The organism is Paraglaciecola sp. (assembly GCF_051252315.1).
In the GTDB taxonomy this organism is placed as follows: Bacteria; Pseudomonadota; Gammaproteobacteria; order Enterobacterales; family Alteromonadaceae; genus Paraglaciecola.
Window position 1 is genome coordinate 1 of the sequence record NZ_JBPOFP010000245.1, and the last position, 2,303, is coordinate 2,303.

Below are 2,303 nucleotides of genomic sequence, written 5' to 3' on the forward strand. Positions count from 1 at the left end.
GATTACTTGGCAATCAATTAACGTGACTTTTCATGCTCAAAGTTTTTAATAAAGTCAGAATTAAAGCAATTTCTGAAAGCAAACTCGGCAAATATCTTATCTATGCTGTTGGTGAAATAGCACTTTTGGTTATTGGTATTTTCATTGCTCTTCAAATCAACACTTCGTACCAAGCAAGTGTGCAGCTTGACAAGGTTAATACTTATTTAAAAGTACTTAGTGAAGAAGTTGAGTTAAATATTGATCGAATCGATAAACGTGTGGAAAGAATACAGCGTGATTTAGAGCAAAGTGCTAACAGTTTAGCTCAAGTCAATTCTAAACAAGCAGCAAAATTTAACGAAGAACAGTTAAAGAATGTTACAGGAACACGTCCGATTGCTAACGTCATTATGGCTAGGGCTAGTTTTGATGATTTAATTAATTCAGGTGCCCTAGAGTATTTAACTGATTTGGCTTTGAAAAAAAATATACTAGATATTGAAAGTTTGATTAATAAAAAACAAGAGCGTTATGGGCATGCTTCTGATGTGTGGTTGAATCACCACTTGCCTTATTTACAGAAACACAGTGCGGTTGCTACGCTTTGGGACTCTATTAATGGAGTCGATATACCAAAGCTGCCATTTACAATGGATAAGAGTGCGTTTCTTCAAAATCGTGAGTTTTCAAATATCTTAGCCTTGCGTATGAGAATGATGGGAAATTACCAAGAAACACTAAAAGAAATTAAACTAGAGTTGTTAAGTTTATCCACAAATATTAATAATTATTTAACGGCTGATTAAGTAGGGTAACTGCGGGCTAACTCGTGAATACGTTGGGGTTTAATATACTACTTTGTTCCGTCTAGCCTTTTTGGCTTGTCTTATTTTTTCAGCTAAACGCAGTGCATCTTTGAGGCCAGTTTGTGGCAGTAATCAATGGGGGCAGAGACTTTAATTTGATTATTGATTTAAAACATAAAAATCAACCGCACTGACCCTATCCATTCATACCTGGCCATCAGACAAGCCAAAATTTGATGGAGAATTTGTAGTCACGGTAAATCAAAAGCTATAAAGATAAATTCAAGATGTATATGACGGCTTGGAGCGAGTAACAGACCTTGAGGATATTCAGTTTATGATAGAACTACAGCTCTAAAGCGGACATTAACGCCGTGCTCTGGGGCAAACCGAAGCGCAGCGTAGGTTTGTCCCTAGCAGCACTTTGTTAAGCCATTTTTTCAATGGTTGACTTGCACATAGCCAGCTTATTTTCACATTCATCTTTAAATTCCCAACCAACATCACCGGATATCGTTCTTATCCGGTAATCAATTGTAGAATCAGCTAATTTTTTCAATTTATCTTCACATTCACCTCTTATTTTTGCAGATGCGAAGGCAAGACCTACAATTGCCTGAAAATAGGTGTACGATGAATACTCGCTTGAGTAAGGGTTTTCAATATCTATATCCCAATCTCTCATCAGCTTCGATAAAAATTCCATCGCGCTTTTACTTTTGTTCTTATTGTTCCATTCTTTAAATAATTCTAGGGTGTCTGCTCCAGTATCGTTCCCATTTGGAGCAAATTCATCTGTGACGCTCCACATAAATGGTTCAGGCGCCAACGTACGGGCGGCCTTATGATACTCCTCCCAGTTGATATCCAATTTTTCCCATGGGTCGAGTTTTTCAAATGCTGCTTTTTTGTTTGAAAGGACTTCGTCATAAACCGGTTGTAGTTCTTCGATGGTTGAAGGAAGAGCACTCAATTTCTTTGTGCAATATGCTTTGAAACTATTGAAATCAAAATCATCATTTTTCTTAAATTTTTTCTCTAGCATTGGCATTGATTCTACGATTGCGTTTAGTGCTGATTTAACCCATACCGGATTAATTTGTATAGGAGGCCTACTTTGTCTCTCGATCTCATATCCAGTAATAAATGTGCCTTCAATTTCCAGAGTAAGTCGCTTTTTCTTTCTAAGAAACTTAGTCTTCGGTAGTGATTTTAATGCCTGATGGAATTCCTCTTGCATCGACTCCAATGATTTTCTTGCCGGGCCACCATGATAAAAATGCATGATTATCTCGAGTTCATCAATCGCGCTGCCGAATTCCGGTGAATCGTGCTCTAACCAGTAACCCGCCATTGAAATAGATTTCTGACCACCGTATACGTTATAGAGTCTGTGTAAAACTGATATCTTCTTCGTTCCTTCAAAGCCAGCAGGGCTTAACGCTTATTATCGAGCATTTCGTATATGTAAATGCTCTGTTTGTATTTTACATTCGCTAAATTCATAACTTACCT

The 2,303-nt window shown here is 37.4% G+C and carries 2 protein-coding genes; one reads left to right on the plus strand and one right to left on the minus strand.

Annotation, left to right across the window (positions count from 1 at the left end; all coding sequences use genetic code 11):
* Window positions 1–32 precede the first annotated feature (32 nt).
* Entirely contained in the window at window positions 33–788 is a 756-nt protein-coding gene (locus tag ACSHXM_RS21670) for a hypothetical protein (protein ID WP_435692488.1), read from the plus strand.
* Between the two features lie 427 nt (window positions 789–1,215).
* Here the strand turns inward: ACSHXM_RS21670 and ACSHXM_RS21675 are convergent, their stop codons facing one another.
* Entirely contained in the window at window positions 1,216–2,142 is a 927-nt protein-coding gene (locus ACSHXM_RS21675; RefSeq protein ID WP_435692490.1) for a hypothetical protein, read from the minus strand.
* Window positions 2,143–2,303 lie beyond the last annotated feature (161 nt).